We start from the raw sequence: 26,087 nt of genomic DNA on the forward strand, positions 1-26,087 counted from the left end.
GGTGGAACAGCGACCTCAGCAATCACTGAACTACCAGGAGTTCACTCAAATCTCGAGCGTCACACACGCGCAGCCGGAGTTCTCAGACGCTCACTTACTCGGCTCGTCCACCGCCATCCCGGCGTGCGGCCGCAGGTGACCCGGCACGAAGTCCGGGCACTCCCCATTGATCCACGCGGCCATCTCGGCGTCGAGCGGATAGAAGTCGTACTCGCCCGCCGGACCCGCGATATAGCCGTCGAGCGACACGGCCACGTAGTAAACGAGCTTTCGCATATTCATACCGCCTGATTCGTTGTACTCTGTCTGTAGTGATTTGAAAGTAGTACTACGGATGGAGTGGTGTCAAGTGCGGACAAATCCGGAGCGGCGGCAAGCGCTGCTCGATGCGGCGCTCGAGGTGTTGGCGAAGGAGGGAGCGCGCGGGCTCACCTTCCGCGCGGTGGACAAGGAAGCGGGGGTGCCAGCGGGTACGGCGTCGAACTATTTCGCCAACCGCGACGACCTGATGACCCAGGCGGGCGGGCGATTCTACGAACGCCTGGCCCCGAGTGCGGCGACCATGGCCGATCTCGCGACCGGCGCGAAGACGAAGGCGCATATCACCGAGCTGATGCGGGAGACGGTCGGTCGCCTCGAGGCGTTCCGCACCGGCTACCTGGCCATGCTCGAGCTGCGCCTGGAGGCGACGCGGCGACCCGAGCTGCGCGCGGTCATGACCGAGGCCGTGCGCGCGGATCTCGATTTCAATGTGCGCAACCATCTCGAAGCCGAACTGCCCGGCGATGAAAAGTCGGTGATTCTGCTGTATCTGGCCCTGAATTGGCTGATCGTGGACCGGCTCACGCTGCCCGGAATCTTCACCGAGGCACAGAGCCAGGAACTGATCGAAGCCGCGGTCGATCGACTCGTCGGCTCAGAGTGAAACGCCGCGCTCTACCGGGAACCCTTGTGACGCGCGTCACCGCCATTCGATAATGGGGCAATGATGGCGAATGTCGGAGACCGGCTCCTCGTGCACGGCCACGTGGTGGGGGAGGGTGATCGCCACGGCGAAATCGTCGAAGTCCGCGGCCCCCAGGGCGCACCGCCGTATGTGGTGCGATTCGATGACGGGCACGAATCGCTCGTCTACCCGGGCCCGGACGCGATCATCGAACCAACGCCGCACTGAGCCGCAGCACGCGCGGGGCCCGCTGGCCGCGGGCCCGCTGCGCGCTGCCCAGCCGTACGCACACACCTGGTCCGGCAACCCGTTGCCTTTCGTGGGGCGACCGCACCGCGCCCCCGGCATCTCCGCCGGCAAGTCCACCGGGGCCGCGATATCGCGGTTTCTTCGAATACCAACCGTAACTTGTTCTCGCCCTTCATAATCGACCGTGATTCCCCCGAGATATGCGACCGTGTGGCTTCGGGCACCATCCACTCGGTTGACTTGCGATTGTGTCGCTGGGCACAATTTGCCGATGTAGTTGGGCGGGGGCGGAGGTATGGAATGCGTACAAAGACCGATATCCGTTTTGTCATCGACACCGACCCCGAGCAGGTAATGGATGCGTTAGCCGCGGTCGAGATGCTCCCGGAGTGGTCCACCTCCTACCGCGATGCCCGGGTCGCGAGCCGCGACGACGACCTGCGACCGCGCCGGGTATTCGTCAAAGCGGAACTGATGGGCCGCTCGGATCTACAGGTCTTGGAGTACGAGTGGACCGAGAAACGTTCCTCCTGGGAGGTCACCGACAGCACCCGCGGGGTGAAGGGCGGCGGCTGGTTCGAGGTCACCGAGGGCGAAGAGGGTACCGATGTCTGGTACCACGTCGAGCTCTATGTCCCGATCCCGATCCCGGGCATGCTGGTGAGCCGGACCATGCGGCGCTCGAACGAGACCGTCGTGCAGAACTTCATCGAGTTCGCTGAGGGCTTCACCGAAAACGAGAACTATCAGGCCGTCTAGGGCTGCCCCTTGCGCAAGCGGATGCGACTATGTGACCCATGATCGGTTCCAAACGGGCACGCCTGCTACCGACGGCCGACGATGCGTCGGTAACCCAGCTCGAGTTGTTCTTCGATCTGGTGCTCGTCTTCGCCTTCACCATGGTCACCGACCTGGCCGCACACGAGACCAGCGCCAAGAACATGCTGCGCGCACTGCTGGTGCTCGCCGTCATGTGGTGGCTGTGGATCGCCTACTCCTGGCTCGGCAATGTGGTGCGCGCGGATGAGGGCATCGCGCGCGTGGCCATGTTCGTCGCGATGGGCGGCGGATTCCTCGCGGCGCTCACCATTCCGGAGGCCTTCCACGATCTGCCCGGCGGCTGGTATGGCCCGCTGGTCTTCGCGATCGCGTACCTGATCGTGCGCGTGGTGCATGTGGGCATGTTCGTGCTGGCCAGCGCCGAGGATTCGCAACTACGCAACCAGGTGCTGCGCTGGAGTCTCGGCTCCATCACTATCGGGACCACCCTGCTCGTCATCGCGGCGATGACCTCCGGGACGGTGCAGATCGTGCTGTGGATCGCCGCGATCGCCGGCGATATGGGATGGACCCTGCTCGCGGGCGAGGACTGGCGAATCAATTCGGTCAGCCATTTCGCCGAACGCTACGGACTGATCATTATTGTGGCGCTTGGTGAATCGATCGTCTCGATCGGCATCGGCGTTGCGGGACTGCCCATTTCGTGGCCGATCGCCGTCGGATCACTACTCGGACTTGCGATTTCAGGCTTGTTGTGGTGGGCGTATTTCGATGCGGCCGCACTGTCGGTGGAGCACGAGTTGCAGCGGGCCGAGGGCGAGCGGCAGATCAAGATCGCCCGAAACTCCTACACCTTCTGGCATTTCCCGATGATCGCCGGGATCATCGGACTCTCGCTCGGACTGAAGAAGGTGCTCTACTACGTCGGCGACGAATCGGCGCACAACCTGACCGACGCGCTCTCCGGGATACCGCTGTTCGCGCTGTACGGCGGTGTGGTGCTGTATCTGATCGCCTTGGTCGGGTTCAAGCACTATGCGACCGGGAGCGTCACGGTGCCGCGACTGGTGGCCGCCGCGGTGCTGCTGGCGCTGATTCCGGCGGCCTGTGCGCTGCCCGCGCTGGCCGCACTGGCGCTGCTGTGCGGAGTACTGGTGCTGCTGATCGTCTGGGAGACAATGCGTTACGCGCAGCCGCGCAATGAGATCAGGCACGCGACATACGGCTGAGCTGATAGCGCACGGTTTGTTCGTGCGGCGTCGGGCCGCAGTTGGAGGACTCGACGCGCACCCCGTTATGCACCGCGTCCCGGATTTGATCCACGTTCTCGCGGATCATGTCCGAGACCAGTTCGTCGGTGCGCGGATCGGCCAGCACCTGGAAGACGATGCGAAATGTGGTGTCGGCGACGAGTCGGATGATCTCGTCGTGGAACGGGATGTAGCGGACCCGTCCGGCCTGCGGATCGTTCTTGATGAGTTCGAGGATCATCTCGTCCATTTCGGCGCGGTTCTCCTCCAGCGCCGCCGCGATATTGCGGGTGTAGTGGCCGGCACGCAGCACCTGCGCGACCTCGTCCAGGATGGCGATGGTCATGGGGCGCTTGATGACATCGACAATGGTCGTCACGAACCGGTTCACCACCGCCGCGGTCACCCGATCGCCGAGCGCCCGATCGGCGACCCGGCCGACGCGCACGACGATCACCACGATCCGCAGCAACCGGAACCCGCGGAAGAATGGGCTGGTCACCGGGATCATGCCGAGCACTTCATACCAATAGACGAACGGGAACGTCCACGGCCAGCCGGCACGGCGCCAGCGCCAGAGGAATTCGGCGGCGAATATCGCGCAGACCGAGTAATCGAGCACCACGATCACGCGGTAGGTGTGCGCGGAGACGTCGAAGAAGCTGACCCAGGTGACCAGCACGACCGAGACGATGGCCAGCACCAGCATCACCAGGTCCGACCACAGCGCAGGCGGTTTGCGCGGAAAATCCAGCTTCGGCCCGTCGTCGAGGCCAAGCGTGGTCGGCCTGGTTGGAGTTGCCACCTAACGATCCCTTCGACGCCGAACGGTCCCGCCGAGGGTAATACGCGTTCGCCCCAGGTTACTTCCCAGCGCGGATGATCGCCTCGATATTGCGTTCGGCCAGTGCGGTAATGGTGAGCGAGGGGTTGACCGTGCCGGTGCTGCCCGGAACGGCCGCGCCGTCCATCACATACAGGCCAGCATGGCCGTGCACGCGACCATTACCGTCGGTGGCCCGGCCGAGCACCGCACCGCCCAGCGGGTGCGCGGTGAACAATGCGTTGGCGTCGTAACCGAGTGCGCTGTATTCGACCACGGCATTGGCACGTTCGGCGATCCGGTGATCGACCGCGCGGGCGGCCGCCACGATATCGTCACGGTTCTTGGCCGACCAGGACAGCCCGACCGCATTGCGGGCGGGATCGTAGCCGAAGCGGGCGCGGGCCGGATCGAGCACCATGCCAAGGGAGGCCAGCGCGCCGGTCTCGAACGGAATGCCAGGGATGTACCAATTTTCGAGCGTGAGCGGCACCGCGGATTCGTCGAGGATGCGGCTCGCGCTCGGCACGCCCTGACCGAAACCGGCCAACTCGCTGGCACCGCGCGCCAGCACCACATCACCGTTGGTGCCCCAGCCATCGCCGATGTGCTCGTTGAGGTTCGGCAGTGCGCCGGTCGCCTGGCCCCGCACCAGTAGCTCCGAGGTGCCGATCGAACCCGCGCCGAGGAACAGGCGGTCGCAGGTGAGGGTGCGGGTGCGGATCACCTCGCCGGTCGGCGAAAGTTTTGTCACAGTCACCGAATAGCGGCCGCCGGATTCCTGCGCGATGGCGTCGACGCGGTGCCCCGGATAGATGGCGGATTTGCCGGTGTCCTCGGCGTAGCGCAGGTAGTTCTGGTTGAGGTCGAACTTCGCGCCGTTGGAATTACCGAGACTGCTGCGCGCCACCGTCGCGGAAGGCCTTGTGGTGCCTGCGATTTCGCCGCGTAACACATCCCACTTGAAGATCGAGTCATTGGCGACCGGCTGATAGCCCGCCTTGCGCACCTGTTCGTCCCAGGCCCGGGAATGCGCGAACGGCGCGGCGGCGTATAGGTCTGCCGGAATAGGGCTGAGCCGCAACATCTCCCGCACGCGTGGGTAATAGACGCTCGCCATTTCGCCGTAATCGACTGTGCCGCCGAAGATATGGTCGAAGAAGCGACGCTCGGGCGCGACCATCGCACCGGAGAAGATGACCGAGCCGCCACCGACAGCGGCCGCCCGCCATACGTCGATGCCCGAATACTCGGTGCAGTCGAGTACGCCGCCGAAGCTGGCGAAATGCATCGGCACCTTGGTGACGCCGGTGAAGTTGGTGCGATGCCAGAAGCCGCGGCCGTCGGGCAGATCGTCACCGGTGAAGATTTCCCGCCACGGATCGTTGGGCCAGCGCGAACCGCGCTCCAACACGGTATTGGCGATGCCGGCCTGAGCTAGGCGCAGTGCGGTGACCGAGGCGCCGAAGCCGGAGCCGATCACGATCGCGGGCGAATGTTCGGGCGGATCAGGAAGTGGCGCAAAGATTTCCGGGACCCACATGCGGAAAAGGTCGTCCCACATCGGATCTGCGGCACCGGATCGCCCCGCACCCACTGCAATACCCGCGACACCCAACATCGCGGCCGCACCGGATGCCTTGAAAAAGGCACGTCTGTGCACCCGGCCTACCTCCCTCATCACGCATGACCGAGCGCAGACTACCGGTATTCGGCGGTGCTGAACAGCTGGCGCCGAAGGAAACCGACGATCTCGGTCGAGTGCCGTCGAGGCGGTTGCCGGTACGGGCGTCTCAGTCGGCGAACGGGGCCTTGTCCGGCTTGCAGGTAGCGCCAGGCGCCGGGAGTTGCAGGTCCACGAGGTAGTGCTCCTGGAGACGGGCCGCGCAGTCACTCATCACCAGGTGCCCGTAACCGCCCTCGATGATCACCAGCCTGGCATTGACCAGCTCCTGCTGGGCCCGGCGGGCAGCCGTCAGCGGGGTGACCGGATCGAAGCGGTTGTTGAACAGCAGGGCGGGTTTATCCGAACGCAGAATCCACGGACCGGTGATGCGCTGCGGATACCCCTTCGCCGGTGCGGGCCAAGCACCGCATGCCTGGCGCAGGTACAGCCACATGGCACCGTAATGCGGTGCGGCGCTGGCGAGTTCGGCGGCCATGACGGGCCATTGCTCAGGTTCGCGGCCGAAGCTGTTGTCCGCGCACGTGATTGCGGTGAAGGATTCGAGAAAATCCTCGGTGAAACCGATCGCGTCCAGAATCTGTTGTACGACATCGGGATTGCCCGCCGGGCCGCGCTCCAGTTCGGTGAGCAGTTCGGCCAGCACGGGCCAGCCGTCCTTCGTGTCGTAGAGCAGGGTGGCGTGTGCGGGCAGCACCTCCGTGAGGGTTACCGCGCGAGAGTGCTCACCCTGGCCGACCGCGATGGGGCCCTGGCGCAGCCGGTCCAATACGGCATCGTTGCGGGCGCGCAGCGCGGCGGCATCGGTTTCGGTCGGCCCCGCGAACACACAACGCGGTTGTCCCGCTTCGGCACACAGCCGCAGGAACTCCGCGAGCACATCCTCGGTGCCCGCCGCGGAGTCGGCGATCTGGGCGCGCGAATCGTTGCTGTAGGCGTCCGGGTCGATCATCGAGCCGAGTTGCAGTGCGCGGACCCGGTCGCCGAACAGCGCGCCGTACACCGCGCCGAGATAGCTCGCATAGGACCAGCCCTGATAGGTCATGGTCGTCTCGCCGACCGCGCGGCGCAGCAGATCCAGATCGCGGGCGGCATCGACGGTGGTGAGGTGCGGCAGCAGCTGCGGGCTGTGCGCGGCACAGCCGGCGGCCAGTTCGCGGGCATTGCGCGCGGCAACGGCCTCCTGCTCGGCATTTGTCGGCGGGAGCAGGACGCCGGACCAGAAGCGGTGCTGCTCTTCGGAATTGGCGAAGCACCGCACCTGACCGCTGCGGCCGATGCCGCGCTGATCGAAGGTGATCACATCGAATCGGCGGGCCACCTCACCGTCGGACAACTCGCCGTGGCTCGCCATTTCGAACCCTGAACCGCCGGGTCCGCCGACGGCGCTGAACAGGGTGCCGATGCGATGGTCCGCATCGATGGCGGGCTGTTTGAGGACGGCCAGCGACAACGTCGGGCCATTCGGCTGCGCGTAATCGATCGGGACCGCCGCCGTCGCACACTGATACTTGCTCAACTCCGGTTCGGTGCACTGTGCCCAATCGAGCGTCGGGGTCGGCGCCGCATCGGCCTGCGCGACCAGTTCGGCGACCTGCGAGACCACCGCACTCTGCCGGGAGCAGGCGACCAAGGACGACACCAATACGGCCGCCAAGGCCAATCCGACGATCTTCCACCCGCGCATACCGATCATCCTGCGATGCGAACCCGGCCGCCGTCGTCCTCCTTCGGGACTAATCCCGCTGCGCCACAAATGCGACCACACTAGGGGTTTCGCATTTCGAGTGCCACGTACTTCCTCCGTATCCGGTCGAACTTCGCTGGTCGACAAGACTATTGTGTTCGAACTCGGTTACCGCTACGTCATCAGCAGCCGGACGACGGCAATGCTGCCCACCACGACGATCACCGCACGCAATACCGTGGGCGGCATCCGCCTGCCCATCTTCGCGCCGAGCTGGCCGCCGATGATCGAACCGACGGCGATCAGCGCGACAACCCGCCAGTCGACATCGGCGATCAGCGTGAAAACCACCGCGGAAACCGCGTTGACCAGCAGACCGAGCACATTCTTGACCCCGTTGAGCCGCTGGATGTCCTCGTGCACGAACACCCCGAGCAGCCCGATCAACAACACGCCCTGGGCCGCCCCGAAGTAACCGCCGTAGACGCCGCACAGAAATATCGCGACGTACAGGATCAGGCCACCGTGTTCGGGCGCCGGATCGGTGCCGGACGCCCGGCGCTCTTTGACCCAGCGCGCCAACCGCGGCTGGACCACGACCAGGATCAACGCCGCGATGATCAGCACCGGCACGATTGCCTTGAAGGCCGCGGCGGGCAGGATGAGCAGCAAGATCGCACCGGTGGTACCGCCCAGCAGGGACGCGGAGCCGAGCCGGACCACCCTTGCCCGCTGTCCCTCGAGTTCGCGCCGGTAGCCATAGGCCCCGCTGACACCACCGGGGACCAGACCGATGGTGTTCGACACATTCGCCGTGACCGGCGGAATCCCGAAGGCGAGCAGTACCGGGAAGGTGATCAGGGTGCCCGATCCCACGATGGTGTTGATGCCGCCCGCCGCGATCCCCGCGCCGAAGACCGCCAGTTGTTCCAGCCAAGTCATATGAACTACCTCCAGCCGGTCGGAACGCTAATCGTCAGGTCGGATGACCGGACGATCGGGACCGGACTTTCGGCGGCGCCTCCGGGCACGGTAAACTCGCCGGCATCATGCAGCGGGCACTTCTTCTCGGCCGCCGCGACGGGGTCTGATCGGACTGGCCTCCCGTCGCGGGGTTCTGCCGCGCCGGTCGACCCGTTAACTGGGATCCACCACACCCCTGGAGAAATCGCATGTCCGCTGACGCGTTCGTATCCAGCTCGCGCGCCATCACGGCCCCGAGCAAACCCGCCCCTGCCGACCAGCCCGCCTGGAACCGGCAGCAGAACTCCTCCATGCCGACCTTCCGCTACCGGCCCTTCGCCGAGGAGGTCGAGCCGATCACGCTGCCCGACCGCATCTGGCCGGACAAGATCATCGACCGCGCCCCCGGCTGGTGCGCTGTCGACCTGCGCGACGGCAACCAGGCCCTGATCGACCCGATGAGCCCAGCCCGCAAGCGCCGCATGTTCGACCTGCTGGTGCGGATGGGTTACAAGGAGATCGAGGTCGGCTTCCCGTCTGCCAGCCAGACCGATTTCGACTTTGTGCGCGAGATCATCGAGGACGGCGCGATTCCCGATGACGTCACCATCCAGGTGCTGACCCAGTGCCGCGCTGAACTGATCGAGCGCACCTTCGAGGCGTGTTCCGGTGCGGCCAATGTGATCGTCCACTTCTACAACTCGACCTCGGTCCTGCAGCGACGTGTGGTGTTCCGCGCGGACCGGGCGGCGGTGAAGAAGATCGCGACCGATGCGGCGAAGCTGTGCCTGGAGATCGAGAAGAAGTATCCGGACACCAACTGGCGCTACGAGTACAGCCCGGAGTCCTACACCGGCACCGAGCTGTCCTACGCCAAGGAGGTGTGCGACGCGGTCACCGAGATCATCGCGCCCACCCCCGACAGGCCGATGATCATCAACCTGCCCGCGACCGTCGAGATGGCGACCCCGAATGTCTACGCCGACTCGATCGAGTGGATGAGCCGCAATCTGGCCCGCCGCGATTCGATCGTGCTGTCGCTGCATCCGCACAACGACCGGGGCACCGCGGTGGCCGCGGCCGAACTGGGCTACCAGGCCGGTGCGGATCGCATCGAGGGCTGCCTGTTCGGCAACGGTGAGCGCACCGGCAATGTCTGCCTGGTGACGCTGGGGATGAATCTGTTCTCGCGCGGCGTGGATCCGCAGATCAACTTCTCCAATATCGACGAGGTTCGCCGGACCGTCGAATACTGCAACCAGCTGCCGGTGCACGAACGCCACCCCTATGGTGGCGATCTGGTCTACACCGCGTTCTCCGGTTCGCATCAGGATGCGATCAACAAGGGTCTGGATGCGATGAAGGTCGCGGCCGATGCCGCCGACTCCGATGTCGACGACATCGTCTGGGAGGTGCCGTACCTGCCGATCGACCCGAAGGATGTTGGCCGTACCTACGAGGCCGTCATCCGGGTCAACTCCCAGTCCGGTAAGGGTGGCGTCGCCTACATCATGAAGTCCGATCACGGGCTGGTGCTGCCGCGGCGGCTGCAGATCGAGTTCTCCCAGGCGATCCAGACGATCACCGACGGTGAGGGCGGCGAGGTTTCGCCCAAGGAGATGTGGGATGTCTTCGCCGAGGAGTACCTGAGCCCGATCCGTCCGCTGGAGCGGATGCGGCAGAAGGTGACCGCCTCGGAGACCGACGGCGGCGTGGACGCGATCACCGCGGTAGTGAAGGTCGACGGCGTCGAGCAGGAAATCACCGGCGCGGGCAATGGACCGCTGGCCGCCTTCGTCGACGCGATCGCGACGGTCGGATTCGATGTGCGAGTGCTGGATTACTCCGAGCACGCGATGTCCTCGGGCGACGACGCGCAGGCCGCGGCATATGTGGAGTGCGCGATCGGCGACAAGGTGGTGTGGGGTGTCGGTATCGCCACCTCCATTACGACCGCGTCGCTGCGAGCAGTGGTGTCGGCGGTGAACCGGGCGCACTGACGCGGGGCGGTTGGGCCGAGTTCGGCAGGGCCGGAGGTTCATTCGGGCTGGTTCGTCGAGCCGGGCCGGTTCGGGCCAGGTTTCGGAGCCGGGCTCGTTCGAGCCGGATTCGTTCGACCGGGTTCGTCGAGCCGGATCTGTTGGGGCCGAGGTCGTTCGGGTCGGTCCGAGCGATCCGGCACCTCGGCCGAGACCACGGAGTACGGTGAGAACCGGACGCCCCTTGGTGACGATGTGTCGCCGACCCGGGCGTCCGACTCTCGAACTCGCTGTTGGACAGCGTCTTCGGGTTGCGGCTGGTCGCGTGTGGCACTCGGCGCGGCAGCCGTGTATACCACGGCGCGGAGCCCGGTACCCCGTGCTAGCGTTTATTCGCATTCAAGCGCCGAGCTCTCTGCTCGAATTCCTGAGCAGATGGGGGAACTGTGACAACTAACGACCACAACCCGACTTCTCCGCCCTGGCTGCAGAGTCATTCGGTGGATACGGCCGAGGTCACCACCGACTCTTCGGCGCCAAACGAAGCGGCCGAATCCGCACCCGTCGACGCGGGATCCGAGCGTCCGGGTGATGCGCAGGAGACCGTCGAGGTCACCGACCAGGCCGGGCAGTCCGATGAACCAGCGGAGCAGTTCACCGGATATCCGGTCGGGCCGGCGGATCAGACCACCACCTACCCGCAGGCCGGGGTGCCGCCGCAGCAGTACGGGCCGCCCGAGGTCTTCGCGCCGCCCGGTGCGCCGTACCACCCCGGTCAGTTCGCGCAGCCGTATCAGCCGGGTCAAAGCCAGAGCGGTAACCATCCGGTGCAGCCCGAGCCGTCCTATGGCGAGTACCGGCCGGAGATCGGGCCCGATGGGCTGGTTCGGCGGTTGCCGACGGAAAGTCAGGCCGAGCCGCAGAGCGGGCCGATCTACAGTTGGGCGCCGCCACCACCACCGGTGCAGCAGCCGCCGATGTATCAGCAGCCGCCCATGGGGCCGATGGGGCAGCCGTCCATGGGGCAGCAACCACACACCGGGCAGTTGCCGTACGCCGAGCAGGGGCCGGGCACTGGCCTGATGCCCTATGGCGAGCAGGGGCCGGGCGCGGGTGTGATGCCGTATACCGAGCAGGGCCCACCGCCGGGTTGGCAGGGCGGCCCGGCAGGTCAGCAGCGGCCGTTCGAGCCGCAGCATGTAACGCAACCCGGCCAGCCCGGACATTCGGTCAATGACCTGAACCTGCTCAAGCGGGCCCGCAAGGCACCGCGCAGCGGCTGGCGACGCGCGGTACACAAGGCCTCCGGCGGCATGATCAATCCGGGTGAGTCGGCGGCGGATATCGTCTACCGCGATCTCGTCGACCGGGTGAATCAGCCGGTGCGCGGGGATTATCGGATCGCGATCCTCTCGCTCAAAGGCGGCGTCGGTAAGACCACGACCACAGTCGGGATCGGATCGACGTTCTCCTCACTGCGTGGTGACCGGGTCATCGCGATCGACGCCAATCCCGACCTCGGCACCCTGGCGCATCGGGTGCCGCGGCAGACCCGCTCCACCGTGCGCAATCTGCTCGAGGATCAGCACATCACCAGGTACTCCGATGTCCGGGCGCATACCTCCCAGGCGCCGAGCCGACTGGAAGTGCTTGCCAGTGAACAGGATCCGGCGGTTTCCGAAGCCTTCAGCGAGGCCGATTACCGCCAGGCCATCGGCATCCTGCAGTCGTTCTACAACATCATCCTCACCGACTGCGGCACTGGTCTGATGCATTCGGCCATGGCCGGTGTGCTCGATATGGCCAGCTCACTGGTGCTGGTGACCTCACCAGCCATCGACGGCGCCCGCAGCGCCTCGGCCACCCTGGACTGGCTGGACCACCACGGCTACAGCAAGTTGGTCGAGCGAACGGTGGTGGTGGTCAACGCATCTCGTCGCGGCGCCTCCACCGTCGACCTGGACCAGCTACGCAAACTGTTCCTCGACCGCACCCGCGCGGTCCAGGTGGTGCCCTTCGACGACCATCTCGCCGAGGGCGCGGAGATCGACCTGGAACTGGTGAGCAAGCCGACCCGGCGCGCCCTCCTGGAGCTGGCCGCCATGGTCGCCGACGATTTCGGCTACATCGGTACCCAGCAGCACCGCCCCGGTCCGCCCAGGCACTACTAGCATCCGGTTCTCGGGGGCGCTATTCGGCGGTGATCTGGGTGGCGGCGGTGCGGAAGGCTTGCAGGACGGTGGCTATGGCGGGGCGGGTTGCGGCGTGGGGCCGGGTGGCCAGTTCGTAGAGGCGGGCGGCGCGGACGCCGGAGAGGCGGAGGACGGCGAGGTCCGGGTGGGCGACAGCCCAGCGGGGCATCAGAGCCACACCGTAGTTCGCGGCGACGAGGGTTTCGATAACGCGGAAGTCGTTGAGGCGCTGGACAATACGGGGTTGGACGCCGGTCATCGTCACGATGGAGCGCAGCACGTCGTCAACCGGGAAGCCGCCGCGGACGCTGAGCCAGGTCTCCTCGGCGAGTTCGGCCGGGGTCACCTCGGTACGGGTCGCGAGCGGATGGGTCGGTGCGACAACGACATCGGTGGGTTCGCGCATAATGACCGTGGTACTGACGCGCGGGCCCGCGATACCGGGTGAGCGCTCGTCGCGGTGGGTGAGGACGATGTCGTAGTCGGCGAGCAGGCGCGGTACTTCACTCGGCGGCAAGTCCTCGTCACGGGCGACGACCTCGACACCACTGTCGGCCAGCGCAGGCAGCACCCGCGGCAGCAGCAATGCGGCGCCGGACGGGAACAGCGCGACCCGGACGCGACCGCGCGCAGACCCGCGATAGTGCGCCATCTCGGCCACCGCACGGTCCATCGCGGCAAGCACCTCATCGGCGCGCACCACCAGCGCCTGCCCCGCATCGGTGAGCCGAACCCGCCGCCCATCGGGCTCGAGCAACGCGACACCGGCCTCCTTGGCAAGCACCTTGAGCTGCTGCGACACCGCCGAAGGAGTCATCGAAAGCGCCTCGGCCACAGCCGCGACAGTCCCGCGATCCGCGAACTCCCGCAGCAACCGCAGCCGCTCAACCGCCATCGGCGGTCCAACCCGCCCGCCCACCCCTGCGGTCTGCTCCGCCCCTGCGGGCGGTACGGCTGCGTGAGCTGAACTCCCCACGCCACCGGGCGAATCGGGAGGCGCCGGTCTCGCAGTCTCCGCCACCCCTGCCGATGCCGTCGACCCGGCCGCCGATGCGGTTGACGCCGACTCCGAGGTATCCCCAGCCTCATCGGCTCGAGGCAACGGTTGCCGGGCGTCGGAAGTCGGGGCGGGATGGCTTCCGGAAACCATTAAGTGATGCTACATCGTTAGTACACATTTATTCGATTGTTCTTAGTTGTTTCATTACCGAAGATAAAGAACGTGACCAATCGTGACCGTTTGCTCGGGCTTACCGTTGTCGTGCTGTGGGGGCTGAACTTCATCGCGATTCGGGTGGGGCTGGACCACTTTCCGCCGTTCTTTTTCGCCGCGCTGCGGTTCGCGGTCATCGCGGTGCCGGTGCTGATGTTCGTGCCGCGGCCGAAGGTGCCATTGCGGTGGTTCCTGTTGTATGGGATCGGGTTCGGGATTCTGCAATTCGCGTTTCTGTTCACCGCTATGCGGGCGGGTATGCCGACCGGGTTGTCCTCGTTGGTGCTGCAATCGTCCGCGCCGTTCACGGTGGTTCTGGGGGCGCTGTTCCTGCGAGAGCGGCTGCGGATGACACAGTTGCTCGGCATTGCGGTCGCAGTGGCGGGCATTGTGGTGATCGGGCTCGATCGCGCACAGCATGCGGCGCTGTTGCCAGTGCTGCTGACGCTGGCGGGTGGTCTGGGGTGGGCCTTCGGCAATATCGGCTCGCGCTTGGCGACGGCGTCCGGCGACGTCAACCCGTTGCACTTGACGCTATGGATGACGGTTGTACCGCCGATCCCGATGTTCGCGCTGTCCGCAGCCATCGAAGGACCGACAACCGGCTTGCACGCATTGACCGACGTCACCTCCCCGGGCGGCCGGCATGCGCTGCTCGGCCTCGCCTACATCGTCGCGCTCGGCACGATCGTGGGCTCGGGCCTGTGGACCTATCTGATGAGCCGGTACCCGGCCAGCACGGTCGCGCCCATGTCCCTGCTGGTCCCGGTGGTCGGCATCCTCGCCGCCTGGGCCGCCTTCGGCGAGGACCCGACGCCGCTGTCGCTGCTCGGTGGCGCCATCGTGATCGCCGGCGCATTCGCGGCGACAAAGGTGGGTCGCCGCGATGCGAATGCCGTAGCGGCAAAGCCGGATTCGACCCCGCCCCCGAGGCCGGAGCCAGACCTCGACGGGCGCCCCCGAATGGTGGACGCCTGAGCCGACCGGCCACCACGATGCCATTGCCACTGCGGTCGAACCGTTTCGACCGCGACCTCTCGCCGGACCCGACCCTCCACAGGCAAACCCGATTGATGGAATCGGCCGACCGGCACAACACGATTGCCCTACCGGTCGAACCGGTTTCGCCCCTGCCCCGGACCCGACGCTCGACCGGCAACCCGATCGACGGAGGCCTGAGCCGACCGACATGCACATGCCGGTCGCTGTGACGCCCTGACCTGCGCAGGTTGCGTACAACACCGGTTCAGGAAACCGGTTCGGACCGGTCACGGCGCCCGGTAATGTCTGCCGCGCCATTTTCGTGAACCGGTGGCCGACCAGGTTCCGGCGGGCGACGTCAGGGGTGGGTCGGCTCCCCACTGACAGTCGCTTTACAGTGTTTGCGGCGTGGAACAGGGTCGGAGGCTGGAACGTTGTCGAGAAACTTGTCGGTGCTCAGAAGGGTGGCGTCGGACAGTTTGTTCGGCGCGCTGTAGGCGGCTGAGAAGCGCATGGTAGATCAGCGATGGACGGTATCGCGAAGAGCAATGCTGCGCGGCACCGTCGCAGCGGGAGTAGCAGCGGCGGGGGCGCTGACGGCCGGTGGGCTGAGGTCGGCGCCTGCCGCGGGCAGTCCCGGTGGCAGGCGGGTCGCGGTATTCGGCGGTGGGGTCGCGGGATTGACCGCGGCACACGAATTGGCCGAGCGTGGATTCGAGGTCACCGTCTTCGAGCGACGTGCACTCGGGGGCAAGGCGCGCAGCATTCCGGTGCCGGGCAGCGGATCGGGCGGACGGCCGGACCTACCGGGTGAGCACGGCTTCCGCTTCTTTCCCGGCTTCTACCAACATATTCCGGATACCATGCGGCGAATTCCGTTCGCGGGCAATCCGAATGGCGTTTGGAATAACCTGATCGGCGTGCCGGAGGCACGTTTCGCCCGCCTCGGCGGCGATGATTTCCGACTTCCCTTGGGCCCCAACGCCAGCACGAATTTCACCCCGGACTCGTTCCGCGAAACCATGGGCGCAACAATCGCGACGGCCCTGAAAATGCCCGCCTACGAAGGCGCCTACTTCGCCGATCGCCTGCTGGTATTCAACTCCAGCTGCGACGCCCGCCGGTTGGGGCAGTGGGAATACACCTCATGGCGCGACTTCGTCGGCGGCCACCAGCGCTCTCACGAATTCCGCGCCCTGCTCTCGCGCACCCTGACCAGCATCATGGTGGCCGCGAAGGAGGATGTCGCCAGTGTCCGCACCATCGGCACCATGGGCGAGCAGTTCCTCGGCAACCCTTTCGGACTCGGCAATGACGGCTCATTGGACCGGGTGCTGAACGGGCCGACCAATTCGGTGTGGATCGATCCATGGGTGCAGCAGCTGCGCGAACTCGGCGTGCAATTCGCGCTCGGGGCCGAGGTGCGCGGACTCGAGATGCGTGATCGGCGGATCGCCAAGGCCCGCATCGTCGATGAGAACGGCGCCCAGCGCAGTATCGAGGCCGACTATTTCGTGGTCGCGCTGCCCGCCGAACAGGCTCGCGCCCTGTGGTCACCCGACGTGCTCGAGGTGCGCCCGGAGCTGGCCGCGATGGATCGGCTCTTCGTCGACTGGATGAACGGCATCCAGTTCTATCTGCGCAGGCCGATGGATATTTCGCACGGTCACACCGCCTATATCGACGCGCCGTGGTCGCTCACCTCGGTCACCCAGAATCAGCTGTGGACCCGCAAACTCACCGAATTCGGCGACGGCACCGTGCAGGACTGTCTTTCGGTCGATATCTCCGATTGGAACTCCCCCGGCATGCTCTATGGCAAGCCCGCCAAAGAGTGCACACACGAGGAGATCGCGCGCGAGGTGTGGGCACAGATGACGGCACATCTGAACGATCGCGACGAACTGTTGCGCGATGCCGATCTGCATTCCTGGTTCCTCGATCCCGGCATCAGCTGGCAGGAATCGCAGCGGCGCAATGCCAATGCGGATCCGCTGCTGATCAATACCGCCGGGTCATGGGACTGCCGACCGGAGACCCACGGCACGCTCGAAAACCTATTCCTGGCAGGCGATTACGTGCGCACCAATGTCGACCTGGCAACCATGGAGGGCGCCAACGAGTCGGCGCGCGACGCGGTCAATGCCATCCTCGACGTTTCGGGTTCCCAAGCCGAACGCTGCCGCAAGTTCACGCTCTACCGGGCCACCGAATTGGAACCGCTGCGCCGCATCGATGCCGACCGCTACGCCGCGGGCCAGCCCAACCTGTTCGACGTGCGTCTGTGACCCGTGACTCGCCGCGCAGATCACCGTAGAGTCAACGTGATCATTGATTTCGCAAGCACATAGGTAACTCGCCGGATACGCCCAAGAGTTGTTCAGCACGTATCCGGCAGCCCGGAACGGGAGTCTGCACGTGCACAACGACCGGCAAGAATTCCGGGGGGACCGGGGATTGATCACCGACCCAGCCGAGCTGCGGCAGTTGCTCGGGGAGGTCCTTCCGCGAGCCGCGACCAAGGAGCGCGTCGCACTGCATCCCCGCGATCGCGACTGGATCGCGGCCACCCCGTTCATCGCCCTGAGCACCAGCGATGCCGACGGCAATTGCGATACCTCCCCGAAGGGCGATCCGCCCGGTTTCGTGAAGGTCCTCGACGACACCACCATCGCCATTCCGGAACGGCCCGGTAATCGCCGGGCCGACGGCTACCTGAATATCCTCAGCAATCCGCACGTCGGGCTGCTGTTCATGATTCCGGGCCGCCGCGAGACGCTGCGCATCAACGGCCGGGCCCGTTTGCTCCGCGACGCACCCTATTTCGACGACATGGTGGTCAAGGGCCATCGACCGATCCTGGCGATCGAGGTCGATATCGAGCAGATCTTCTTCCACTGCGCGAAGGCGTTCATCCGCAGTCAGCTATGGGAACCGGAGCAGTGGCCGGTCGACAATCTGCCGAGTCCGGCCCGGCTCGTCAAAGAGGTCCAGACCAATGTGACCGAGACGGTGGAGGAGTTGGAGCGCTACTACTCGCCGGAAAATTACAACGCCAAGCTGTACCGGGAGTGAGTACGGCCACCGCGGCCGAGCGGGTGGGCCGCAGCGAATGCGCTGCCGAGCAGAGCACATAGACTCGCGGCGTGGCAGATATAACGGTGCGCGGGCGGCTCGCGCTGCGGGCGGCGGCGGCAACGTCGTGGGCCTCGCAGAAGGCGGGACGCGGCAAGGGGTCGATGATCGGCGGGCTGATCGCGCTGCAGATCGATAAGACGATCATGGATCAGCTGGGCCGCGGACGGCGCACCGTGCTGGTGACCGGCACGAATGGCAAGTCGACCACCACCAGGATGACCACCGCCGCGTTGAGCACCCTCGGCGAGGTCGCCACGCAGGCCGACGGCGCGAATATGGACGCGGGCATCGTGGCCGCGCTGAGTGCGCACCGTGGGACGCCGTTGGCCGCGATCGAGGTGGATGAACTGCATCTGCCGCATGTCACCGATTCGCTGAATCCGTCCGTGGTGGTCCTGCTGAATCTCAGCCGTGACCAGCTGGACCGGGTCGGCGAGATCAATATGATCGAGCGCAAGCTGCGCGCCGGACTGGCGCGGCATCCGCAGACCGTGGTGATCGCCAACTGCGACGATGTGCTGGTCACCTCCATCGCCTACGACCATCCGAATGTGGTGTGGGTCGCGGCGGGCAGCGGTTGGTCGATGGATGCGACGAGCTGTCCGCGCAGCGGTGAGCCGATCGTCTGGGAGGGTGCGCATTGGCGTAGCACCGGAACGGACTTCGAACGGCCCGAACCGGATTGGTGGTTGGACGGCTCGGAATTGGTCGGGCCCAACGGTGTCCGGCTGCCGCTGAAATTGGCGCTGCCCGGACGCGCCAATAAGGGCAATGCCGCGCAGGCGGTCGCCGCGGCGGTCGCACTCGGTGCGGATCCGGCGGCGGCGGTGACCGCGGCGGGTACGGTGCGCGAGATCGCCGGTCGCTATCGGACGGTGCAGGTCGGCGAGCACGCCGCCCGACTGCTGCTCGCGAAGAATCCCGCGGGCTGGCAGGAGGCGCTGTCGATGATCGAGCCCGATTCGGCCGGTCTGGTGATCGCGGTGAATGGGCAGGTGCCCGATGGCGAGGATCTGTCCTGGCTATGGGATGTGCGGTTCGAACATTTCGAGGGCGTCCAGGTGGTGGCCGCCGGTGAGCGCGCCACCGATCTCGCGGTGCGCCTGACCTATGCCGGAGTCGAGCACACCACGGTGTCGGATCCCTTGCGCGCCATCGCATCCTGTCCGGCGGGACGGGTCGAGGTATTGGCGAACTACACCGCGTTCCGCGATCTCAACCGCGATCTGGAGGGGCAAAAATAATGTCAGCATCGCCTAGCGATTCGATGAGGGGCGGTGGCCGGGTGACGGGCGGGCACGAATCGACTGTGCGCATCGGTCTGGTGCTGCCCGATGTGATGGGCACCTACGGCGACGGCGGCAATGCGCTGGTGCTGCGGCAGCGACTGCGCATGCGCGGCCACGACGCCGAGATCGTCGAAATCACCCTGTCCGAGCCGGTTCCCGAGTCACTCGATATCTATACCCTTGGCGGAGCGGAGGATTCGGCGCAGCGCCTGGCCACCCGGCACCTGCAGCGCTATCCGGGCTTGCAGCGGGCCGCCGCGAAAGGCGCTCCGGTACTTGCCATCTGCGCCGCCATCCAGGTGCTCGGTCACTGGTACGAGACGTCCACCGGCGAGCGCGTCGACGGCGTCGGGCTCATCGATGTCACCACCTCCCCGCAGGCCAAGCGCGCCATCGGCGAGGTGACGACCACCCCGATGCTCCCCGGCCTCACCGCCGCCCTGACCGGCTTCGAAAACCACCGCGGCGGAACCAAACTCGGCGGCGACGCCACCGGTCTCGCGCACGTCACCCGCGGCGTCGGCAATGGTGTCGGCGACGGCCTCGAAGGCGTAGTCCAGGGTTCCACCATCGGAACCTATATGCACGGCCCCGCACTCGCCCGCAATCCGGAACTCGCGGACCTCCTGCTCATGCGCGTTCTCGGCGTGGACGAACTCCCCCCACTGCACCTGCCCGAGGTGGACCGACTCCGCCGAGAACGCTTGCGCGCCTGAGCACTGATCCGAGCTCGTCGCGGGTGATCGGCAGCGGACGCAACCGCGCCGTCATCGGGCATGGCGGATTTGGGCACGATGTCCGATATACGGACAACGCGCCGTGTTTTCGTCGGTAGCCTCGACGGAATACGGAGTGATGCACGATACGCTCCGGCTATGACAACGATCACAACAACGGATTCTGAACTGCTCGAGGGACAGTCGGCACCGGCGGATGGTCTGCTGTCATTGATCCGCCGACTTCGGTCGTGGCGGCCGCGCCCGCTACATGCTTCGGCAGTCGTCACCGGCGTCGTCGCACTCACGTCATTCGAAATGTCGTTTGTCGCATTGCACGACCTGTCGGTGCGAAACCTGGTGGCTCCCGCGCTCGCGGCGAATGTGCCGATCGCCATCGACGGACTGGTCATCGGTTCGATCATCGCCACCGCCACCTTCCGCAGGCGAAGTTCGGCCTGGTGGTATGCCACGGCGCTGTTCGTCTTCTGGACCCTGATGTCGGTCGCCGGAAATATCGAGTACGCGCGCGAAATCGGGGGCAGCCCCGTGTCTTTGTCGCTCTACGCCGGTATGCCGCTGACCATGCTGTTCGCGGTGCATCTCACCCTGATGCTGTTCGGGCGCGAACATGATCGCGCACGCATCGCGGAGCACATATCGGCAGTACGGGCGGAACACGCACCGACAGTGCAGGCGGAGCACACATTGACGGCATGGGCGAAACACGTACCGACAGCACACGCGGACCGCGTACCAACAGCACAGATGGACCGCGTACCAACAGCACAGGCCGAGCGCACACACACAGCACGGGCGGAACACGCACCCACAGCGCAGGCCGAGCACACACCTACAGCACAGGCGGAACACGCACCGGCAGTACCGGCGGAACACGCACCGGCAGTACCGGCGGAACACGCACCGGCGATGCCGGAGGACCGCGCGCCGGAAACGCAGGAGGACCGCGACCAAGCGGCGGGCGAGGATCGGGATTCGGCACCGCAGGAAGAGCCTGTCGTGCCGGCGCTGGACGCCGCGATCTTGGAGAATACCGACCCGCTGCCCGTCGCTCCGAAAAAGCTGCCGACCAACACACTGCCAGGGACAGCGGCAGCACCGCTGATCACACCGGCATTCGCGACCAGCGGCGCGGGCGGCAAGGCAGAGATCAGCCCCTTCTGACTCGAAACTGCCTCAGCCACACCGGAAGGCATCGCGGACCACCTGATCGCAACCAACGGTGTCGGCTAGGTCAGCGGGAATCCGGGGTGGTGCAGAGGTCGTGGACAAGGCGCATCTTCTCCAGGACCGGGTCGGGCAGGACGAAGGGGTAGAGGTCGTCGTGGCCCATTGAGCGGTTGACCATATTGAGGGACCAGGCGAGGGGAAGCCAGCGGTCGATAATGCGGTCGAAGCCGGCGCGGCCGACTTGGGGACGGTCGAGGGTCGCGCCGGCGGGGGCGAAGCCGAAGGCGGCGGCGGTGTCGAGGGTGTCGCGGATGTGCAGGTAGTGCGCGAAGGTTTCGGCCCAGTCCTCGGCGGCGTGCATGCTGGCATAGGACGAGACGTAGTTGGTTTCCCAGCCGGCGGGCGCGCCTTCGGTGTAATGGCGGTCCAGTGCCGCTTGATAGTCGGCGTTCGGGTCACCGAACAGGTTCCGGAAGCGTTGCGCGGCATCGTCATCGGCGATCAGTACCGAGAAGTAATAGTGGCCGATCTCGTGCCGGAAATGGCCGAGCAGGGTGCGGTACGGCTCGTCCATTTCGATCCGCAATTGTTCGCGGTGCGGGTCGTGGGCCTCGGCCAGATCCACAGTGATCACGCCGTTTTCGTGTCCGGTGCTGACCCGGTCGGTGACGCTGGAGAGCAGGTCGAAGGCCAGGCCGGTGTGCGGGTTGCGGTCGCGGCCGACGATCGGCAGGCCGAGTTCGACCAACTCCATGATCAGTCGCCGCTTGGCGGCCTCGGCCTCGGCGAACGCCCGCAGGCCCGCGGCATCGAGATCATTGGGGCGGGTGCGGGTCAGGCGGCAGGATTCGCAAAGGCTCGGTCCCCCATCGTCATCCGATGCCGGGAATTCATCCGCCTGCATCTGCCAGGCATCCTCCGACGTACCCGCGGGAGGCGGCACGATCGCGCCGGCGACCTCGGAACCGGGCACTGGCACCAACCAATTGCATTCCGCCACATGCAAGTTGTCGCAGAGCCGGAACCGCTCGCGATCGACAACGCCGCTCGACCGATCCACCGCCGCATCTCCCAGCGGATCGCCGATCACCACCAGCGCCCGATCGGCGAGGCTGAAACCGAGTGGGCTGAAACAGGACAGACACACCGAGTTCTCGAAGGCCAGCTGTTGTCCGCAGTTCGGACAGGTGAAATCGCGCATATCACTACACCTCTACCGGTGCCACGTCGACGGATACGGTGATCGAGCTCTCCTTGGCGTCGGTGTAGATGATGCCACGCAGCGGCGGCACATCGGCATAATCGCGGCCCCACGCAACGGTGACGTACCGCTCGTCGGCGAATTGGTCATTGGTCGGGTCGAAGCCGATCCAGTGGCCGGTCCGGTCGTGTGCGGTATCGCCGGGCACCCACACCGCGGACCAGGCATGGGTCGCGTCCGCGCCGATCATGCGTTCCTTACCCGGCGGTGGATCGGTCGCCAGGTAACCGGAGATATAGCGCGAGGCCAGCCCGTGTGAGCGCAGGCAGGCGGCGCCGATCCTGGCGAAGTCCTGGCAGACGCCCGCGCGCGCGGCGAAGACATCGGCGACCTTGGTGGCAACCGTGGTCGAGCCGGATTTATAGGTGAAGTCAGCGAAGATGCGGGTGTTGAGTTCGGTCACCGCTTCCAGCAGCGGCCTACCGGGCGTCAAGGATTCGGCGGCATATGCGGTGACCTCGGGGATGATCTCGGGCGGATGCAGGTCGAGGGTGAACTCCACCGCCAGCGGGCCATTGGCCGTGCTCGGACGGGCCTGCTCCCACGGCTTACCGGTCGCGCTCACCGCTGCCGCATCGGGTATGTCCACCTCGACCACGGATTCCCCGGTGACCACGAGCTTCGTATGGACGGCCGTGACATGGAAGTACGAGGTGGTGTTGCCGTACACATCGGTGCCGATCGAGCGGTCCGACGGCATCGGATCGATATGGATCTCATGCGAGAGCAGGCGCTGCCCCGGAAACTCCCGCGGCGTCAGAAAGGCGCGCCCATAGGAGCTGGTGACCTCGTCGGAATACTTGTAAGTGGTGCGGTGCTCGACCCGATAGCGCCGGGCGGCGGTGTTGGGCGCGATCATTCAACGACCCTCGTGCTACCCCACAGCGGCTGGATGTCGGCCGGCAGCGCCAGTTTCGTGGTCTCGAACGATTCGGAGATCTTGCGCAACCGCAAATGCACGCCCTCCAGCAACTCGGCCAGTTCGGTACGCCGGCCCTCGGGATCGGTGGTATCCAAATCGTCCGGGTCCACCCGGCTCAGCATGCGCCGGGCATCGGCCAGCAGCCGTTGCGGGCGTGAAGATCCCGACGCACCGGGCAGCGCCTGGAAGTCGGCATCGAGCTGATCCAGCTGATAGGCCAGTGAGCGCGGATTCCCGGCATCGAACAGCAGCAGTCCGGCCACCGCCGATACTCGCACCGAATCCCGATGCCGCCGACGGTAACTCACCGACGACTCGGCCGCCTTCAGCACCGTTTCGGTGACGACCCGCTCGGCCTCCGGCGGATATGACTGCGTCAGCGCGGCCGCGAGCAATGCGGTCAGCGACAGTCCCCGTTCGATGCGCTTGCCGATATCCATGACGTACCAACCGGTGTCGCGAACCAGCGATTCGGCACCGATCCCGGACAGCGAAAGCAGCGCCGCCAACGCCAGCGAATGCACCGCCGACAATGCCGATTCCTGATCGTCACCGGTGGATCGATACTCCGCAAGCGCGCGATCCACCGCACCCAGAATCATCCAGGTATCTACCGACAACTGATCGCGCACCGCCCGCGCCGCCGACCCGTACCGATTGATCGCAAACGCCATCGACCCGGGCATATCCCGATCGACAGTCAACGCCACCAAGTAGTCATGCCCCTCCCGCCCTGCCTCGGGCACCACCGCGGCGGTAATCGCGGCAAGCGACGTCGACTCCGTATCCGCACCGATATTCGGCGCACCAGCGCCCGACCCGGCACCAGAGGATTCGGCGGCACCTGCTGTTGTTCCCGGGCTGCCCGTCGTGGGACCGGATCCGCCCGAGACCGAGCCGGGCTCAGCCGAAGGTGGCTGCCGCGCACCGGAACTCGTCTCGTGCACGCCATCGGGCAACACACGCAACGGAGCCAGTGTCCCGGTGGTGCGGGCCAGCGCGGCCATGAGGATGGGCAGGGCGTCGGCGCCTTGCAGCCACGGGCGGTAACGGTAGTCCTGATAGCACTCGTGCGTTGCGATGAGCAGTCGCACAACGGCTTCGGCGCGTTCGCTGTAGCGGCCCATCCAGAACAGGTCGTTGAGTACGCGGGGGGAGCTGACCGGTTCGATCGCCGGCGCGCGGCGTTCGCGTTCCTCGGGAGCGGGTTCGGTGCTGATTGCGGCGACGGCGGTCGGGGCGGCGCGGACCCAAATGTCTTTGGCGGCAACCTTGATGACCACCCGCTCCGGATGTAGGCGCTGCCGCAGCTGACCGAGGCCACCTGTCATCGCCGTATAGCCGCCGCGACGGGCGAGCGAGAACAGTCGCATACCGACCGGTGCCGAGGCGAGCCCGCCGTACCCCTCGACCGCGGGCGCGACCGAGAACTGCGCGGGCTCCTGTCCAACCCACTGCCAGCCGCGGTCCTCGATCCGAGCGGCGAGTTCCGCGCGTTGCGCAGTGGACAGTTCCGGACCGAACAGCGTCGCGCCGTCGACCGCCGAGCGAATGATCAGCCGGTCCAGATTCGCGATCAGATGCGACCGTTCGCTGTCGTTGCCGCCCCAGTACGTCGGCGCGCTCTCTAGCGCCAGCTCCTCCCCGAGCAGCGCCCGCGCGATCCGCGGCAGAAATCCGGCCAGTGCCGGATTCTCCAGCAACCCGCTGCCGATCGTATTCACGACGGTCACCGCACCGCGACGCAACACCTCCACCAGCCCGACCACCCCGAGCCGCGAATCCGGCCGCAGATCGAGCGGATCGGAGAATTCGGCGTCCACCCGGCGCAGCACCACATCAACCCGCTTCAAGGTGCCGAGCGAGCGCATCCACAGCGCACCGTCGCGCACCACCAGATCCGCGCTCTCCACCAGCGGAAAGCCCAGCGTAGAGGCGAGAAATGCCTGGTCGAAGGCGGTTTCGGAATGCACACCCGGGCTGAGCACCACGACGACCGGATCATTGTCATCGGCCATCGGCGCGGATTCGATCAGCATCAACCGCATGGCCCGCGCGAACGGCGTGAGCGGACGCGGATTGGAACGTTCGAAAGCCTCGGGAATCGCCGTCGACACCACCCGCCGGTCCGCCAGCGCGTATCCGGCACCCGACGGCGCCTGCGCCCAGTCGGCGATCACCCGGAACTGTCCGTCGCTCCACCGGCTCAGATCGCAGGCGTGCAGGAACAACTGGTGCCGCCCCGGAATCGTGATGCCATGCGCGGCCCGCACATATCCGTTACTGCCGAATACCACCTCCGGCGGCAGCAGGCCGGTGGTGATGGTGCGCCGCGCGCCGTAGATATCGGTGAGCACCTCGTCGAGCACCCGCGAGCGCTGCACCAGCCCGGCCTCCAGGCGAGTCCAGTCCTCGGCGGAGACCAGCAGCGGAATGGGATCCAGCCGCCAGGCGGTCGGTTCGCCCGCCGCCGCGGCTTCGGTGTAGTAGATGCCGTCGTCATCGATGAGCCTGCGCACCCGGCCGTCCAGCCGCGCGAGTCCGGACGTGCCCAATTCGACAAAATCGGCGGACAGCTCCGACCACATGCGCCGCACACCACCCGCGGGATCGACCAACTCGTCGTAATATCCGCTCATCGGCCGACCACATTCGTCATAGCCCGCGGTATCCGCGCCCTCGGCACGATATCTGGCGAACTGTTCGGCGACCTGCTCGCGCACACTGAGCCGTCCGGCATTCGGCAGCGTCGTCTCCCCCCGGGCGCCGGATTCCGTGCCCCGCGCTTCGTCGCGCATAGTCACCGCGCCGACCTCGCTTCTC

At 66.1% G+C, this 26,087-nt stretch carries 21 protein-coding genes; 12 read left to right on the forward strand and 9 right to left on the reverse strand.

Features of this window, described 5'->3' with window-relative positions; genetic code table 11:
- Positions 1-90 precede the first annotated feature (90 nt).
- Positions 91-276 (reverse strand): hypothetical protein, encoded by a 186-nt coding sequence (locus tag AB0J29_RS27850; protein WP_364792501.1) that lies wholly within the window; start codon positions 274-276, stop codon positions 91-93.
- 58 nt (positions 277-334) lie between these two features.
- Here AB0J29_RS27850 and AB0J29_RS27855 point away from each other — a divergent pair, with 58 nt between their 5' ends.
- From AB0J29_RS27855 to AB0J29_RS27870, 4 genes are all read left to right on the forward strand, one after another.
- Positions 335-925: a TetR family transcriptional regulator gene (locus AB0J29_RS27855; protein WP_364792504.1), complete on the forward strand. Its 591-nt coding sequence runs from the start codon at positions 335-337 to the stop codon at positions 923-925.
- A gap of 60 nt (positions 926-985) precedes the next feature.
- A complete protein-coding gene (locus AB0J29_RS27860) occupies positions 986-1,174 on the forward strand; it encodes a DUF1918 domain-containing protein (RefSeq protein WP_364497907.1) in 189 nt (62 codons plus the stop codon).
- A 321-nt stretch (positions 1,175-1,495) separates the two neighbouring features.
- Positions 1,496-1,954, forward strand: coding sequence for an SRPBCC family protein (locus AB0J29_RS27865; RefSeq protein WP_364792507.1), 459 nt, complete (start codon positions 1,496-1,498; stop codon positions 1,952-1,954).
- Positions 1,955-1,992: 38 nt separating this feature from the next.
- Positions 1,993-3,204 (forward strand): low temperature requirement protein A, encoded by a 1,212-nt coding sequence (locus AB0J29_RS27870; protein WP_364792510.1) that lies wholly within the window; start codon positions 1,993-1,995, stop codon positions 3,202-3,204.
- Here the strand turns inward: AB0J29_RS27870 and AB0J29_RS27875 are convergent.
- The 4 genes from AB0J29_RS27875 to AB0J29_RS27890 all read right to left on the reverse strand — a co-directional run bounded on the left by AB0J29_RS27875 (position 3,182) and on the right by AB0J29_RS27890 (position 8,361).
- Entirely contained in the window at positions 3,182-4,030 is an 849-nt protein-coding gene (locus AB0J29_RS27875; RefSeq protein ID WP_364792513.1) for an ion transporter, read from the reverse strand. The two genes, AB0J29_RS27870 and AB0J29_RS27875, sit on opposite strands and share 23 nt — an antisense overlap.
- A gap of 58 nt (positions 4,031-4,088) precedes the next feature.
- Positions 4,089-5,711, reverse strand: a complete 1,623-nt coding sequence (locus AB0J29_RS27880) for a GMC oxidoreductase (RefSeq protein WP_364792516.1) — start codon at positions 5,709-5,711, stop codon at positions 4,089-4,091.
- Positions 5,712-5,841: 130 nt separating this feature from the next.
- Entirely contained in the window at positions 5,842-7,419 is a 1,578-nt protein-coding gene (locus AB0J29_RS27885; RefSeq protein ID WP_364792519.1) for an alpha/beta hydrolase, read from the reverse strand.
- 174 nt (positions 7,420-7,593) lie between these two features.
- A complete protein-coding gene (locus AB0J29_RS27890) occupies positions 7,594-8,361 on the reverse strand; it encodes a sulfite exporter TauE/SafE family protein (RefSeq protein ID WP_364792522.1) in 768 nt (255 codons plus the stop codon).
- 230 nt (positions 8,362-8,591) lie between these two features.
- Between AB0J29_RS27890 and leuA the strand changes: the two genes are divergently transcribed.
- A complete protein-coding gene (leuA, locus tag AB0J29_RS27895) occupies positions 8,592-10,382 on the forward strand; it encodes a 2-isopropylmalate synthase (protein WP_364792525.1) in 1,791 nt (596 codons plus the stop codon).
- 479 nt (positions 10,383-10,861) lie between these two features.
- The gene (locus AB0J29_RS27900; protein ID WP_364792528.1) at positions 10,862-12,532 is read left to right on the forward strand and encodes an AAA family ATPase; all 1,671 of its coding nucleotides are present in this window, start codon (positions 10,862-10,864) and stop codon (positions 12,530-12,532) included.
- 19 nt (positions 12,533-12,551) lie between these two features.
- Here AB0J29_RS27900 and AB0J29_RS27905 read toward each other — a convergent pair whose 3' ends face one another.
- On the reverse strand, positions 12,552-13,448 hold the full coding sequence (locus tag AB0J29_RS27905; protein WP_364792531.1) for a LysR family transcriptional regulator: 897 nt from the start codon (positions 13,446-13,448) through the stop codon (positions 12,552-12,554).
- Between the two features lie 327 nt (positions 13,449-13,775).
- On the opposite strand from AB0J29_RS27905, the gene AB0J29_RS27910 reads away from it, so the two are divergent.
- From AB0J29_RS27910 to AB0J29_RS27935, 6 genes are all read left to right on the forward strand, one after another.
- Positions 13,776-14,744 (forward strand): EamA family transporter, encoded by a 969-nt coding sequence (locus AB0J29_RS27910; protein WP_364792534.1) that lies wholly within the window; start codon positions 13,776-13,778, stop codon positions 14,742-14,744.
- A 515-nt stretch (positions 14,745-15,259) separates the two neighbouring features.
- Entirely contained in the window at positions 15,260-17,035 is a 1,776-nt protein-coding gene (locus tag AB0J29_RS27915; RefSeq protein WP_364792537.1) for an FAD-dependent oxidoreductase, read from the forward strand.
- Positions 17,036-17,204: 169 nt separating this feature from the next.
- Positions 17,205-17,822, forward strand: a complete 618-nt coding sequence (locus AB0J29_RS27920; RefSeq protein WP_364792540.1) for a pyridoxamine 5'-phosphate oxidase family protein — start codon at positions 17,205-17,207, stop codon at positions 17,820-17,822.
- 71 nt (positions 17,823-17,893) lie between these two features.
- Positions 17,894-19,129: a MurT ligase domain-containing protein gene (locus tag AB0J29_RS27925; protein WP_364792543.1), complete on the forward strand. Its 1,236-nt coding sequence runs from the start codon at positions 17,894-17,896 to the stop codon at positions 19,127-19,129.
- A 23-nt stretch (positions 19,130-19,152) separates the two neighbouring features.
- The gene (locus tag AB0J29_RS27930; protein WP_364792679.1) at positions 19,153-19,890 is read left to right on the forward strand and encodes a glutamine amidotransferase; all 738 of its coding nucleotides are present in this window, start codon (positions 19,153-19,155) and stop codon (positions 19,888-19,890) included.
- 159 nt (positions 19,891-20,049) lie between these two features.
- On the forward strand, positions 20,050-21,075 hold the full coding sequence (locus AB0J29_RS27935) for a DUF2637 domain-containing protein (protein ID WP_364792546.1): 1,026 nt from the start codon (positions 20,050-20,052) through the stop codon (positions 21,073-21,075).
- A 70-nt stretch (positions 21,076-21,145) separates the two neighbouring features.
- On the opposite strand, the gene AB0J29_RS27940 is transcribed toward AB0J29_RS27935, so the two are convergent.
- The 3 genes from AB0J29_RS27940 to AB0J29_RS27950 are packed head-to-tail and all read right to left on the reverse strand — an operon-like array spanning position 21,146 to position 26,062.
- The gene (locus AB0J29_RS27940; RefSeq protein WP_364792549.1) at positions 21,146-22,282 is read right to left on the reverse strand and encodes a putative zinc-binding metallopeptidase; all 1,137 of its coding nucleotides are present in this window, start codon (positions 22,280-22,282) and stop codon (positions 21,146-21,148) included.
- Between the two features lie 4 nt (positions 22,283-22,286).
- On the reverse strand, positions 22,287-23,201 hold the full coding sequence (locus tag AB0J29_RS27945) for a transglutaminase family protein (RefSeq protein ID WP_364792552.1): 915 nt from the start codon (positions 23,199-23,201) through the stop codon (positions 22,287-22,289).
- The gene (locus AB0J29_RS27950; protein WP_364792682.1) at positions 23,198-26,062 is read right to left on the reverse strand and encodes a circularly permuted type 2 ATP-grasp protein; all 2,865 of its coding nucleotides are present in this window, start codon (positions 26,060-26,062) and stop codon (positions 23,198-23,200) included. Before AB0J29_RS27950 ends, AB0J29_RS27945 begins: the two co-directional genes overlap by 4 nt.
- Positions 26,063-26,087 lie beyond the last annotated feature (25 nt).

It is taken from the genome of Nocardia sp. NPDC049707 (genome assembly GCF_040674855.1).
GTDB lineage: Bacteria > Actinomycetota > Actinomycetes > Mycobacteriales > Mycobacteriaceae > Nocardia.

Bases quoted from the DNA above. Each gene is read 5' to 3' on its own strand.
- AB0J29_RS27850 (WP_364792501.1), bottom strand. From the start codon at position 276: ATGCGAAAGCTCGTTTACTACGTGGCCGTGTCGCTCGACGGCTATATC.
- AB0J29_RS27855 (WP_364792504.1), top strand. From the start codon at position 335: ATGGAGTGGTGTCAAGTGCGGACAAATCCGGAGCGGCGGCAAGCGCTG.
- AB0J29_RS27860 (WP_364497907.1), top strand. From the start codon at position 986: ATGATGGCGAATGTCGGAGACCGGCTCCTCGTGCACGGCCACGTGGTG.
- AB0J29_RS27865 (WP_364792507.1), top strand. From the start codon at position 1,496: ATGCGTACAAAGACCGATATCCGTTTTGTCATCGACACCGACCCCGAG.
- AB0J29_RS27870 (WP_364792510.1), top strand. From the start codon at position 1,993: ATGATCGGTTCCAAACGGGCACGCCTGCTACCGACGGCCGACGATGCG.
- AB0J29_RS27885 (WP_364792519.1), bottom strand. From the start codon at position 7,419: ATGCGCGGGTGGAAGATCGTCGGATTGGCCTTGGCGGCCGTATTGGTG.
- AB0J29_RS27890 (WP_364792522.1), bottom strand. From the start codon at position 8,361: ATGACTTGGCTGGAACAACTGGCGGTCTTCGGCGCGGGGATCGCGGCG.
- leuA (WP_364792525.1), top strand. From the start codon at position 8,592: ATGTCCGCTGACGCGTTCGTATCCAGCTCGCGCGCCATCACGGCCCCG.
- AB0J29_RS27905 (WP_364792531.1), bottom strand. From the start codon at position 13,448: ATGGCGGTTGAGCGGCTGCGGTTGCTGCGGGAGTTCGCGGATCGCGGG.
- AB0J29_RS27915 (WP_364792537.1), top strand. From the start codon at position 15,260: ATGGTAGATCAGCGATGGACGGTATCGCGAAGAGCAATGCTGCGCGGC.
- AB0J29_RS27930 (WP_364792679.1), top strand. From the start codon at position 19,153: ATGAGGGGCGGTGGCCGGGTGACGGGCGGGCACGAATCGACTGTGCGC.
- AB0J29_RS27935 (WP_364792546.1), top strand. From the start codon at position 20,050: ATGACAACGATCACAACAACGGATTCTGAACTGCTCGAGGGACAGTCG.
- AB0J29_RS27940 (WP_364792549.1), bottom strand. From the start codon at position 22,282: ATGCGCGATTTCACCTGTCCGAACTGCGGACAACAGCTGGCCTTCGAG.
- AB0J29_RS27945 (WP_364792552.1), bottom strand. From the start codon at position 23,201: ATGATCGCGCCCAACACCGCCGCCCGGCGCTATCGGGTCGAGCACCGC.
- AB0J29_RS27950 (WP_364792682.1), bottom strand. From the start codon at position 26,062: ATGCGCGACGAAGCGCGGGGCACGGAATCCGGCGCCCGGGGGGAGACG.